The 12,114-nt window shown below is 46.3% G+C and carries 11 protein-coding genes; all 11 read right to left on the minus strand.

The annotated features are described in order from the left end of the window. Positions 1 to 72: 72 nt before the first annotated feature. Positions 73 to 2,061 (minus strand): ATP-dependent zinc metalloprotease FtsH, encoded by a 1,989-nt coding sequence (gene ftsH, locus AC0YN6_RS26535; RefSeq protein ID WP_475750758.1) that lies wholly within the window; start codon positions 2,059 to 2,061, stop codon positions 73 to 75. A 98-nt stretch (positions 2,062 to 2,159) separates the two neighbouring features. Then, entirely contained in the window at positions 2,160 to 2,699 is a 540-nt protein-coding gene (gene hpt / locus AC0YN6_RS26540) for a hypoxanthine phosphoribosyltransferase (protein ID WP_475750759.1), read from the minus strand. A 51-nt stretch (positions 2,700 to 2,750) separates the two neighbouring features. Continuing rightward, the gene (gene tilS, locus AC0YN6_RS26545) at positions 2,751 to 4,163 is read right to left on the minus strand and encodes a tRNA lysidine(34) synthetase TilS (protein ID WP_475750761.1); all 1,413 of its coding nucleotides are present in this window, start codon (positions 4,161 to 4,163) and stop codon (positions 2,751 to 2,753) included. Between the two features lie 39 nt (positions 4,164 to 4,202). Further along, positions 4,203 to 5,126, minus strand: coding sequence for a protein kinase domain-containing protein (locus tag AC0YN6_RS26550; RefSeq protein ID WP_475750763.1), 924 nt, complete (start codon positions 5,124 to 5,126; stop codon positions 4,203 to 4,205). Then, complete coding sequence (locus tag AC0YN6_RS26555; protein ID WP_475750764.1) at positions 5,110 to 5,835, minus strand: vWA domain-containing protein; 726 nt, start codon at positions 5,833 to 5,835, stop codon at positions 5,110 to 5,112. The genes AC0YN6_RS26550 and AC0YN6_RS26555 overlap by 17 nt, the downstream gene beginning before the upstream one ends. Positions 5,836 to 6,327: 492 nt before the next feature. Beyond that, positions 6,328 to 8,820: a stage II sporulation protein E gene (spoIIE, locus tag AC0YN6_RS26560; RefSeq protein ID WP_475750766.1), complete on the minus strand. Its 2,493-nt coding sequence runs from the start codon at positions 8,818 to 8,820 to the stop codon at positions 6,328 to 6,330. A gap of 504 nt (positions 8,821 to 9,324) precedes the next feature. Further along, positions 9,325 to 9,843, minus strand: coding sequence for a S1 domain-containing RNA-binding protein (locus AC0YN6_RS26565; protein WP_076271298.1), 519 nt, complete (start codon positions 9,841 to 9,843; stop codon positions 9,325 to 9,327). Positions 9,844 to 9,991: 148 nt separating this feature from the next. Further along, positions 9,992 to 10,300, minus strand: coding sequence for an FtsB family cell division protein (locus AC0YN6_RS26570; RefSeq protein WP_475750767.1), 309 nt, complete (start codon positions 10,298 to 10,300; stop codon positions 9,992 to 9,994). An 8-nt stretch (positions 10,301 to 10,308) separates the two neighbouring features. Next, on the minus strand, positions 10,309 to 10,917 hold the full coding sequence (gene yabQ / locus AC0YN6_RS26575; RefSeq protein ID WP_475750769.1) for a spore cortex biosynthesis protein YabQ: 609 nt from the start codon (positions 10,915 to 10,917) through the stop codon (positions 10,309 to 10,311). Beyond that, complete coding sequence (gene yabP, locus AC0YN6_RS26580; protein ID WP_475750771.1) at positions 10,914 to 11,201, minus strand: sporulation protein YabP; 288 nt, start codon at positions 11,199 to 11,201, stop codon at positions 10,914 to 10,916. The genes yabQ and yabP overlap by 4 nt, the downstream gene beginning before the upstream one ends. 166 nt (positions 11,202 to 11,367) lie before the next feature. Continuing rightward, entirely contained in the window at positions 11,368 to 12,111 is a 744-nt protein-coding gene (locus AC0YN6_RS26585) for a YciC family protein (protein WP_475750773.1), read from the minus strand. Positions 12,112 to 12,114 lie beyond the last annotated feature (3 nt).

Raw genomic sequence — 12,114 nt, forward strand, 5'->3', positions numbered from 1 at the left:
AACAAAAAATAGTCGTTTCCCTACTCATCACAAGTAGCGAAACGACTATTGATTGCAAATGACTATAACAATTTATTCGTTCTTATCTGGATCTTCTGTTTGATCCCGTTTCTCAAGACTTGGAGCTTTCAACTCATCTTGATCACGAGTTTGGATACGCACTTTCACATCTCCAACTGTTTCAACAATAGGCTCAGTCGTTTCAACAGTTGCATCTGCTGAAGAATCGCCTTCCAAAGCACCTGTCTCAACCAAACGTTTAATTTGATCCATTTCAAGCGTTTCTTCGCTAAGCAGCGTTTGAGCAATCAAATGCATTTCCTTGCTCTTCTCTGTCAATAGCTTCTTCGCGCGATCGTAGCAGCCTGTAATGATTGATTGCATTTCTTGATCTATCTCGTATGCAATCGCATCGGAATAGTTCTGTTCATGGCCAATATCACGTCCAAGGAATACTTGGCCTTGTGAGCTGCCGAACTGCATCGGTCCAAGCTTGTCACTCATACCGTATTCCATAATCATGCTGCGAACGATACCCGTCGCTTGTTTAAAGTCACTGTAAGCACCTGTTCCAATTTCGCCGATAAACAGCTCTTCCGCTACACGGCCTGCAAGCAAGCCAGTAATTTTGTCAAGAAGCTCCTGTTTAGTTACAAGCATACGATCTTCTTTCGGCAGCATGATGACGTATCCGCCAGCACGGCCGCGAGGAATAATCGTAACCTTGTGTACCATATCCGCATGCTCCAAGAAGAAGCCTGCAATGGTGTGTCCCGCCTCATGGTAAGCAACAATACGTTTCTCACGATCACTGACAACACGGCTCTTCTTCTCCGTACCGACAATAATCCGATCAATCGCATCATCAATCTCAACCATAGCGATATCTTTCTTATTGCGACGAGCAGCTAGGAGCGCTGCTTCATTAAGTAAGTTCTCTAGATCAGCACCACTGAAACCTGTAGTGCGTCTTGCGATGACCTCAAGTTTAACATCCTTTGCAAGCGGCTTATTGCGTGCATGAACTTTAAGCACCGCTTCACGGCCTTTTAAGTCTGGACGATCAACCGTAATTTGACGGTCAAAACGACCCGGACGAAGAAGGGCTGGATCAAGAATGTCAGGACGGTTAGTTGCAGCAATAATAATAATGCCTTCGTTAGCACCAAAGCCATCCATTTCAACAAGCAATTGGTTGAGCGTTTGCTCACGCTCATCATGTCCGCCGCCAAGACCAGCGCCACGTTGACGACCTACCGCATCAATTTCATCAATAAAAATGATACAAGGAGCATTTTTCTTCGCGTTCTCGAACAAATCACGAACGCGGGATGCACCGACACCTACGAACATCTCAACAAAATCAGAACCAGAAATACTGAAGAATGGTACGCCTGCTTCCCCTGCTACTGCACGTGCAAGCAAGGTTTTACCTGTACCTGGAGGACCGACAAGCAATACACCTTTCGGTATGCGAGCGCCTACTAGGTTGAATTTCCGCGGATCCTTCAAGAAGTCTACGACCTCAACGAGCTCTTGCTTCTCCTCGTCAGCGCCAGCAACATCCTCAAACGTAATCCGCTTCTTCTCATTATCATAAAGCCGCGCTTTGCTCTTGCCAAAGTTCATAACTTTGCCGCCGCCGCCCTGAGCTTGGTTCATCAAGAAGAAGAACAAAACAAAAATAATAATGAACGGAATAATGGAAGTCAGGAATGTAAGCCAAATACTTGGTTGCTTCATTTCCTGATTCTCTAAGGCGAATCCATACTGTTTCGACCATTCTTGAATCTTAGCCTCAGCGCTAACGCCGGCCCTCGATACGAATTGATCATTTTCTGCATCCGCAGGCTTCACTTTATATTTACCGGAAACAAAATAAGATTGGTTCTCATACCTAACACTTAACTCTTTAACATTTCCCGATTCAATTGCTGTTACGAGTTCATCGTATCGCAATCCAGCGGTTGTGTTATTTTGGCTGCTGATAAATTGAAAAATCCCAACGGTCACCAAAAAGATAATTAAATAAAAACCAGTATTACGGATGATCCGATTCATCCCCAACCTCCTCTCAGACGCTTAAAATATTTTACCATACCATGACTTTCCATAACAATAGAGGTATACGGAGAAGGGCATGTACGGGTGAATCGCAACTATTTTTGATAAACTTGCGGCTTCAAAATACCAATATAAGGTAGATTGCGGTATTGTTCTGCATAATCCAGTCCATAACCGACAACAAACTCGTCCGGCAGCGTGAAGCCCTTGTAATCAGCCTCTAAATCAACGGTGCGGCGACCAGGTTTGTCGAACAAGGTTACAACTGTGACCGACTTCGCATTGCGACGCTCTAGAACATCAATCAAATAACTAAGTGTCAGTCCGCTGTCGATAATATCTTCAACAATGAGGACATCGCGACCTTCGACTGAAACATCGAGGTCTTTAATAATTTTGACAACGCCAGACGATTTAGTGGATTGTCCGTAGCTTGATACAGCCATAAAATCAATTTCAAGCGGTACTGAAATTTCTTTAACCAAATCTGCCATGAAAATAAATGCGCCTTTCAGAACGCAAATAACGAGCGGATTACGCCCCTCAAAATCTTTGCTCAGCGTCGCGCCAAGTTCCTTAACCTTCTCACCTATTTGCTGAGCGTCGTACAACACTTCTTGAATATCGTTCTGCAAAATATAAATCCCCCTACGCTATAACTATGTTTATGTGTATACCCGTGCTTCTTATTCGTTGTCCGCTCTTATGAATAACACGTCTTTTGTGTGTGTATCCGTAAGCGCATGACTTGATCTGCGAATGCCCGGAATCCAAAGTAATTTCCCTGTTCCATCAAACAACAGTGGATATGACTCCCTCTTCAGCGGAGCAATTTTCTCATCAACGAACATATCTTGCACTTTTTTCGAACCATTTAATCCTAAAACTTGAATTCTGTCTCCCGGCTGCCGATTTCGAACAATGAGCGGATACGTTAGTTCCGACGCATCAAAGCAGGCTTCATAACGCGATGCAGGCTTACAGCTATCTATCGCTGATGTATAAGCAAAATCAAATGTCCACCCGCATTGCTCGATTACCAAGCTAGCTTTATCCCTTCCCGCCTCGCATGAATAGACACTCGCTTCTTTCGGAACATGCCGCGATACTTGAATCCATCGCATCTGTTCGTATTCACGAGCGCAGCAAATGCCGGCACCAGCGTCAATTCGCCACGTTGCAGGCGCATGAGCGGAAGCAGCAAGTCTCATCGTCTCAATCTGCTCGAAAGATATCTTTTCCGTTTCGTTAGAAAGATAACTTAATATTAGTTTAATCAATCTCCTTTGTAAAGCGACGTGGAGACCATGCAAATCGAGGCAGCTTATCGCACATTCATTGGGGGATAACGTGACGAGCTGCGCAAATAACGCTTCGGTTTGTTTCTCCATCCATTCGTCTTCCGCCCCCGCTACTTCTGCAAGCCGCTGAAGTGATTGAGACAATTGCGGATTATGCTTAGATAAATACGGTAAAATATCTAACCGAATGATGTTTCGGAAATAATGGCGTTCCTTGTTACTGCTGTCCGTGCAGTAAGGAATTTGTTGCTCTTCGCAGTAACGCAGAAGGTCTGACTTGTTCATACGAAGCAGCGGACGAATAAGTTCCACGTTTTTTTCTCGTCTTTTGCTAAGAATTCCTGCAAGCCCTGTTAATCCTGCTCCACGAATTACGCGCATCAGCACTGTTTCTGCTTGATCGTCTGCATGATGGGCAAGTGCAATACGCGCGGCCCCGTATCGCGCTGCGATTTCATGCAGAAACGCGTAACGCCTCTCGCGCGAGGCAGCTTGTCCGTTCATACGCGTTTCTTCTATATAAGACGGCATGTCGAAAATGACGGTCTCACAAATGACTCCCAGCTGCTCCGCAAAACGTTTAACGACCATTAGCTCATGTGCGGACTCCTCTACCCGAAAGCCGTGATTCACATGAGCTGCTATAATTGAAATTTCATTTTTCTTCGCTATAGCAGAGAGCATATGCAGCAAAGCCATCGAATCTGGACCGCCCGATACCGCTACAACGATGCAGTCTCCCTTCGACCAAAGCCTGCGCTCTACAGCAGCCCTCTCAAGCTCATTTTGCAGATTCATAGATTGTATCCCACCTTCATTTACCATTGCATAATGCTGCTACAGCACATTTCGTATGAGCCAGTAGATTGATGTTCCAAGCAAGACCGCCGATACTGCAGCGAGCCCCTTCAGCCAGCCCGGTGTCGCAGAGGGTCTATGCGTGTCGCGCCTGTGCATCAGCAGCCGCCATGCCGCTGAGGCTTCATCAGCGTCTGAATATTGTCCTGCAAAAGCTTTCCGAAGCCAGCCAGCAATCGGTTTTAAAGCAACGCTTGAATCAGCAATCTGGATAAGCTCATCAGCCGAACGATTTTGCGGCAGCAGCTCTACCGTTAACTGGTGCAGCCGTTTAGGCTCGTGCAGTTGTATACAAAGCACACCAAAAGAAAACAAATCGTATCTCGGATCAGCTGATCGCGAGCCTTCGTTCCAATAGCCGCGATCATAAATCTCTGTAAATTGGCGAATAGCTTTGCCTGCTGCTGTCACCCCGCCGAAATCTACAAGCTCCACATGTCCGTAATCTGCAACGAGTACATTTTCCACCTTTAAATCACCGAACACCCATCCTGCTTGATGCAGCTTTGCTAGTCTTACCAGCAGATTCATACCAACTAACGGAAACCATTCCGCACCTTGTTGCTTCAAGTAATCATCCAGCTTCGAACCAAGTACATAGCGCATAATATAAAATGGATATTCCTTACCATCTGGTCCGTACAAATCATCCACGTCAAATAAAAAAGATTGCTGTCCGTGGTGCTTCTGTTTGGCTATCGACTGCAGCACATTAATCTCCGATTGGAAATCAAGCGCATCGGCTCCGAGCTTCATCGCATACCAGCTGCGATCACGCTGTACGAGATATACTTTACCGTTTGCGCCCTCCCCAAGCAACTTTTCTACTCGATACCGCCCTTGCTTCCACTTGCCGACCACCACCGTGCCGCGGCGAAGATCAACCTTAAACGACGTAGTCACTCATCATCCCATCCGTTTCATCTCTGCTCTGTCTACCATAATCGCCACGACGATAAAAATCAACAACATGCATAATCGCTGGGCCCGTAGGTGTTGTTCCACCCATTTGCAGTCTCGGGAAGATGGCGTGAACGCCATTTAGGTGACTCGTCCAACCTAAATCCATTAGACAATCATCGCCATGTCTTGAGCCGGGGAAATGAAAAACGGAAATTTCGCTTTTTCCCTGCCTCGCTTGAATGCTCAACATTAAATCGCGAATAGCCTCCTCTACCGCAGCAAGCTTAGGCTTCATACTGGCGCTAGCATCGATGAGGAGCGCCACTTGTAGACTCGATGTCTCTCCCAGCTCGTCAATTACGCGTACAACGTCACTGCGCTTCTCCGGCGGCAGTGCTTCGATCGAACTGTTGCCAAGCACCTGCTTCAATTCCTTCTGTACCGCAAGCTGTATCGTCTGCACAACCGTTTTGCGTGTCATCATCTGTACAGTCTGTGAAAGCTGACGCATGTTCACCATCCTGCTTAACCCACCGCCCGCACGCGCAATCTCGTCAATCTCAGCCGCGCCGAGCTCACCTACATCACCATGGTCCAGTACACCTACTACGTTTACCGATATTCCGTCCGATTGCGCATGCGCCGCCGCTACTATCGGACTCAGTCCCACATTTGAGCACCCATCTGTAATCAATAATATTTGTTTCATAATGATTTACCCCCCTCAAGTGTTTGTGTAACAAACACAGCTTCGAAAGCATTGGCTTAGTGTTTGTGTAACAAACACGGCTTCGTAAGCGTTGGCTTAGTGTTTGAGAATCAAACACAGCATCGAAAGCATAGAAAACACAGGCTCCGCCTTAGCCTTTCTATTAGCTTTGCCTTTTTTGAGAGGGATAAACAGCTAGACTAGTAAAAAATTAATATTTGCGAGCAAGTTGAGTCAATAATGCCTGCCTCTAAACAGCTAATCCGGCTCGCAGTATTATAAATACACCTCTATGTATAACGGTTCTTATAAACTATTGTATCTCACTACCATTAAACAATCACACCATACATTTGGCTGATTGAATAACAAAAGCCCATTCGCCGCCAGCGTGAGTCAGCCGACAGTCAAATAGGCTTCCGTATTTTCAATGATGAATATGCATACCAGCTCATCGTTCTGGTACCCATCCAGTATCATTTCACTCGGTGTTCAGCTCACCGTCCTTGGACGCTCCATACGCGTCACGCCCGGGAAGCGGAAGGAAGCCCACTCCGGCAAATGTTTATCAATCCGCGCTACTAGCACAGTCATATCATCAACAATTTCACCATTATGATGACGAACAACCTTCTCAAGCAGCGCATCCGCCATTTCTTGCGGATTATCCGTCGCCAGCTCGCTAATAATTCGCTTCATCCAGAGCTCCTTATTAACAGCCAGGCCAGGCGCGTCATAAATGCCATCACTCATCATGACCAGCGTGTCACCAGATTGCATCTGCATCGATACAAAGTCGACGTCAATATCTTGAAGAATGCCAATAGGTAAATTGTTAGCCGTAATAGGAATAACCTCATTTCCTCGTTTAATAAAGCTCGGTGTTGATCCTATCTTCATAAACGTCGTCTGCGCGGTATATAAATCAACAATTGCTAAATCAACGGTAGCAAATACTTCATCGGATGAACGCAATAAGAGCACCGAATTAACTGACTTTACTGCCAGCTTCTCATCCATTCCTGATTGCAGCAGCTGCTGCAGAATTGACAATGCCGCGCTGCTTTCCTCACGCGCTCGCTCACCATTGCCCATACCGTCGCTAATCGCGACTGCATATTTCCCATTTCCGAGCTCCACCATACTGAAGCTGTCACCAGAGAGCAAATCTCCTCCTTTAGCTGCACCCGCTACACCCGTCTCCACCTCATACTGCTTAGCTGAACCAAAGGCCACAAGTGCCGGCTCACCGGTTCTCGTTGGGGAATGCTCTGACTTCACAGCGATATGCTCCCCCAAAATATCACTCAGCAGCGGAGCGATAATTTTACGGCATTCATCATAACCTTGCCCAAATGTATGGTACACCTCGATATCCACATTCCCCTCCTCTAAACTCACAATATCAATGCCTTGCACAGATAATCCTAACCCTTCCACCGCCTCTCGAATTTGCTCTTCTTGCAAATGAAGTGTTTGTCCCTCCCTTTTAATTTCTTTGGCCAAGTCCTCCATCACTTGGGATACCCCGTGCAATTGATCGGCAACAAGCTGACGCGAGTCGCATATTTGCTTCTTCCAGTGCATATTATTCTGATAAAGCTCGTACTGCTGGCTCATATCAACTAGAACCTGAGCGGACTTTACGCAATGCGCAGACCAGGCGCGCGGTATTTCCTTAGCCGCAGGAATCCGCTTCTCCTCCACAGCGGACATCATATCAGTCATCATTTTGTACGTATGAAAAAATTTATCCTCCCAGCATGCATTTTGTCGATGACAGTTCGTACAGCTGCGCTCAGCAACCGCATTCATGAAATGGCTGATTTCATCCTCTCTTTTAATCGTCGTAACACTGCTGTTTAACTGGCCAAAGCTGCGGGACAGCTGCTTGAATACTTCTGAGTATTGCGATACGCGATCCGCAGTCACCTCACGCACACGCTTCGCATAATCATGCTGCGACTTGGCGTGCTCATTCGTACCAGGCACATACCGGGATATCGTACGAATCATGATACGCGGCGTCAGCATAAGCAGTATTGCAGCTGCAACCGACTCCCATGTCGAACTCATCACATCAGCCTGGCTCCCTACATATATGGATAAAATCGATGTTCCAAGCAACATTCCAAATGCCGCTGCCATTTTTCCGCCTTCACGAAGAAGGCCAGCAAGCAAGCCCGCAAATGCGAGTAAGCTCATTTGAACGACTGCACCAAAGTCAGCCAAGCTTAGAATGAGTCCTGCAACTACACCGACCGAAGCGCCAAGCGGTGCGCCGCCCGCCAAAGCAAAGAGCAGCAGCATATACCGAGACATCACATGCTCTACAGACATACCGTAAAATACCCATCCAACCGCCCCCGTCATAACCGAAGCGAGCAAAATCATTAAACAAATGATTTCCTCATTTTTGAGAGTAGCTGATTTTTTGGTCATAGTAAGCACCGGAATAGCTTGTATGAACACTAAGGTGAGTACAAATCCGAGTGCCGCCTCTACCACAACGAGCATGAAGTTGTACCAGCTTAGCTCGTCCCCTATAAACACACTGAACATCTGCACCATTAACGTTGATGCAAACACGAGAATAGGTGCCGATGACAGCTCCGCCTTCTCAAAGGCTTCCAAGCCCTTTAAGAATAGAAATAAAACAGCAATCTCCATCGCAATCCACATCGGCGCAGGATCAGCCGCCAGCCAGCTGCCAGCCACTAATGATATAGCCACCCACGGATAAACTTCTCTGCGCATAAAATAAATAACGGCGAAATAGGCAATTGCGAACGGCATTAGCGATTCGAGAATGACCGCCCTTCCAAGCAGGAAAGCTACACCTACAAGTAAAAATGTCCACTTCTTGGCTAAAATGACCTGAATGAACCGCCTTGCAGCCGCCCATTCCCAACCTTTCCGCAACATCGTCTGAGCCGCACCGATCCGTTTCATACCTGGAAGCACAACCGCGTTTTCCTTTTCCATGAGCAGACACCACCATTCCGAATGTAATGTGTTTCTCATTATAAGAGGTTGTCCGCATGAAGTTTGTCAGTTCAAGCAACGTTAATGGAATTTTTTTCCGACAAAAATAAATAGCACCGCGCTCAATGTCACTACACAGTCGAATGCATACCCCATATAGCATTTACCCAACTTTCATAGCTTGTAATTGTAAATGTCTAACAACAAAATATGTGCCGCATACTTTTCAAATGGTGGCGAATCGACGTTATAATGTGTCGGGAATGATGGAGGATTAGAGAAAAGTTTTTTCTTTGCACCTCAACAAGGCTCGCAAACGACATTGACCGTGACATTTGGAGGCAAGTCCAACCATTCACCAGCATATATGAAGGCTAAGCGTCCTGCTTCGACAGTATAATTGTATGCGTTTACATTAAACTGCGAAAAACCTCTTCCTGCTGCACGCAAAAAAAGCAGAACCGGTTAGGTTCTGCTTCATGTATAATGTTATGACGATTCAGCTTATACTCGCTTGGCACCGCGTCCACCGCGTTTGCCCTCCGTATTCTTCTTCAAAGAGGAGATGCGCTCTTCGCTGTCTTTCAGGAACCGTGACACTTTATCCTCGAATGACGGTTTACCGTATGCCGGTCTGCCAGCCGATTGCTTGTTGAAGGGACGTCCGCCACCACCACCGCCGCCGCCGCGGTTGAAACGTTCGCCACCACCACCACTACCGCCAGTGCTGCCGCCGCCGCCTCCGCTATGACGCTCGCGTTGTTGTGGCGCTGGTTGACCTTCTGGCCGGTCAATGGCTTGCTTAATGGAAAGTCCGATCTTTCCGTCTTTGTCCACGTTGATCACTTTGACTTTGACGACATCGTCGATCTTCAGGTGATCCTTCACGTCTTTGACGTAATTATCAGCTATTTCCGAAATGTGAACAAGTCCTGTGACACCTCCCGACAAGTCGACAAATGCCCCAAAATGCGTAATGCCTGTCACTTTTCCCTCTAACTTAGCGCCCACTTCAATTGCCATAAAATAAAATGTTCCTCCCTAAAAGTTATGCGAAGCAAAACTGAATTCATAAGCATATGCTAAAAGTTTTGCGAAAACGCTATTAACGTGATTATAACCGAACCGTTCAAGTAAGGTCAACAGACGTTCACCCGAATTGACGCCCTATTTAATCACTGAAAATTCGCTGTTCTCCTTTTTTTACCATACCCTGCTCTTTTGTTGCTAGCTGTTCGATATATTCTGGGTCGTTTAATCGTTCAATTTGACGTTTAAGTGCAGCAGTTTCTTCGGTAGTAACGTCAAGCTGCTCTTGAAGTGTATTAAGCTTTAAACTTGCCGCATTCTTCTGCTGCATCTGGCCAAAGATCGTATACCCCGCCCAGCCCATAAATAGCACAATGAACATCATCCACAGTTTGAACCGGCGTTTTGTGCCAGCATTCCCTGGCGTTTTATTCTCAGATGCTTTTGCCATGAGCGGTGTTACCTCCTAAACCATTTGCTCCACAATCGAGCGATTAGTTGTCCAAATTTTCTCAGCCTCTCGGCTATTTGCCATTTGGCAGCATAACGTGACAGCCAGCGCCCGAGCGGACGAATGACTGGACCTGCCATCCAAATAAACAATTTCCAAAATGGACGGACTAATTGTATCACAATCTTTAAAGTGAAAATAGTGAGCGCAGACCCAAATGCGAAAATAACCTTCACTAATTTGTACAGTAATAAAATCGGCTTAACGATGAGGATATCCAAGCATTTTAGCACAAAGGAAATTAACGTTCGCACCGCTCCAATGAGCCACTTGACGATATGAATAACCATTCTGCTAAAAAGAAAATAATAGATTACAATTCCGATAGCCAGTCCGATAAAAACGTACGCTCGCACCTCGCCGTTGTTGCTAGCGTACAGCACTCGGAAGACAACTAACGCTGCCGCCATCCAGTAGACGACGTCTAGTACAGGAAGCCACCAGCGCGGGAGCTTGAGCTCATTGGTTACGACGCGATAGCCGTCGAACACCGTCCCCATTCCCAGCCCCGATAGCAACATGACCGCCATCGTCAACCACTGCATATCAAGCGTCACTTAAATAGCTTCCCAAACAATCCTTTTGACTTCGAGGAGGCATTGTTTCCATCCATATAGGCGAGCGAATGAACGAGTCCCTCGATTGTCACCATTCCCTGTTCAAGGCTAAGAAGCTTCATATGCAAATTTTGGCCTTTTACCTCCAAGAAGCCAAGCTCCGTTTCGAGTAGAAACTCTTCGCTGTCAAAGCTCTCCACGTTTACGACGCCGGTAAGCTCCAGCAGCTTGCGATTTATCATTTTGACTTCCTGACGCTTCTGCCCCTTGCCTTGGTCAACCATAAACTCGTCCTCCGCTTCTTTAACATGTCTTGGCGTAAACGGCCAGCGCCGACCTAGTGCGGCGCAGCATTCGTTTCGCGATCAAATATAAGAAGGGCTTAGGCGCAAAGCTTATCCTGTCTTATATGTTAAGACTAGCTTATGGGGTGTGGACGTGAATTAGAACCTATTCTGATTGATCAATAGAATCCAGCGTGTGGTCGTTCCTTTCCGTTTGAGCCTGTAAAAAAACAAGCAGCTGCACAACGGTTATTAACTGACAGAGCCAGTCAAAGCATACATCGAACACCGTTGCGGCTAACCAAGAGTGTGCTACAAAAAAGGAGAAAACAAGAACCAATATGCTCACAAGCATAATTACTGCAGCGTATCCGCTAATGATATATCCAACGAATTTGAAGTATCGCTTGCGTGCCAAATCACGGCTCACCGTCATCGGATTTATTCGAGAAGTATCTGCAACAGAAACAACAATGGGCATCAGCATCAGCCATATCGCAAACAAAAGGCCAGGTATTACAAAAAACACGATTCCCGCAACGATAATAACACTATTCAAAAAATTGTATACGATCATGCGCGGCCATTTGCGCATGCCCCACTGAAGGGATGACTTTATACCCGCGCTTACTCCTGTCAATCTTCCAAGTATGTAGTGAACCACCATCGGTGTAATCGCACTTAGAAACAATAAACTGACGACAGTATCCATTCTGCTTGAAGGAAAAAAGATAAGGCTGTCTTCCTGTTCAAAAAAATAATAGTTTTTTAACGCCTCAATTGGAACAGTGATAACTGCTGTTAGAAAAATAATAGGCAGAGCATTTTTGAAAAAAAGAGAAAACGCATGGCCCAGCAAGGAAAAACCCTTCCGTCGATACTCTGGAATGGGCAGCTGCAAATGATTCATAGA

This window comes from Paenibacillus sp. J22P15 (genome assembly GCF_056269345.1).

Excerpts from the sequence above, each read along its gene's own strand:
- tilS (WP_475750761.1), bottom strand. The coding sequence starts at position 4,163 with ATGAATCTGCAAAATGAGCTTGAGAGGGCTGCTGTAGAGCGCAGGCTT.
- AC0YN6_RS26570 (WP_475750767.1), bottom strand. The coding sequence starts at position 10,300 with ATGGCAAAAGCATCTGAGAATAAAACGCCAGGGAATGCTGGCACAAAA.
- ftsH (WP_475750758.1), bottom strand. The coding sequence starts at position 2,061 with ATGAATCGGATCATCCGTAATACTGGTTTTTATTTAATTATCTTTTTG.
- AC0YN6_RS26585 (WP_475750773.1), bottom strand. The coding sequence starts at position 12,111 with ATGAATCATTTGCAGCTGCCCATTCCAGAGTATCGACGGAAGGGTTTT.
- AC0YN6_RS26555 (WP_475750764.1), bottom strand. The coding sequence starts at position 5,835 with ATGAAACAAATATTATTGATTACAGATGGGTGCTCAAATGTGGGACTG.
- spoIIE (WP_475750766.1), bottom strand. The coding sequence starts at position 8,820 with ATGGAAAAGGAAAACGCGGTTGTGCTTCCAGGTATGAAACGGATCGGT.
- yabP (WP_475750771.1), bottom strand. The coding sequence starts at position 11,201 with ATGGTTGACCAAGGCAAGGGGCAGAAGCGTCAGGAAGTCAAAATGATA.
- AC0YN6_RS26565 (WP_076271298.1), bottom strand. The coding sequence starts at position 9,843 with ATGGCAATTGAAGTGGGCGCTAAGTTAGAGGGAAAAGTGACAGGCATT.